The following is a 285-nucleotide window of genomic DNA, read 5'->3' as shown; positions in this document are numbered from 1 at the left end:
GCCGCGATGCAGGCCGACATCGACCTCGAAAGCGATGCGCAACTCGGTGTCGAGCGCGGAAGCGAGTGCACCATATTCGGTCAGCCGCTCAGGCGCGTCGATCAGCCAGCAGACACGCGACCACCAGCCGGCGCTGCCTTGGGTCAGCGCTGCCCTGGCGGCGCCGACCGGCATTGGCTTGCCGTAGAGCAGATCGCCCTCGGGAAAAGCGTCGAGCACGGCCTGCGTCACCGGCGGATGGAAGGTCATGAAGCGGTTGGTGCCAAGCGCCCTGGCGATGTGCGA

At 67.4% G+C, this 285-nt stretch carries 1 pseudogene; it reads right to left on the bottom strand.

Annotated features, from left to right (window positions below):
• A pseudogene (locus EN851_RS35825) lies at positions 1–285 on the bottom strand (DSD1 family PLP-dependent enzyme); the annotation flags it as partial.

It is taken from the genome of Mesorhizobium sp. M8A.F.Ca.ET.208.01.1.1 (genome assembly GCF_004791315.1).
Taxonomy (GTDB): domain Bacteria; phylum Pseudomonadota; class Alphaproteobacteria; order Rhizobiales; family Rhizobiaceae; genus Mesorhizobium.
The sequence above is the reverse complement of the archived record's forward strand: the minus strand, read 5'-3'. Positions and strand labels throughout refer to the sequence as shown.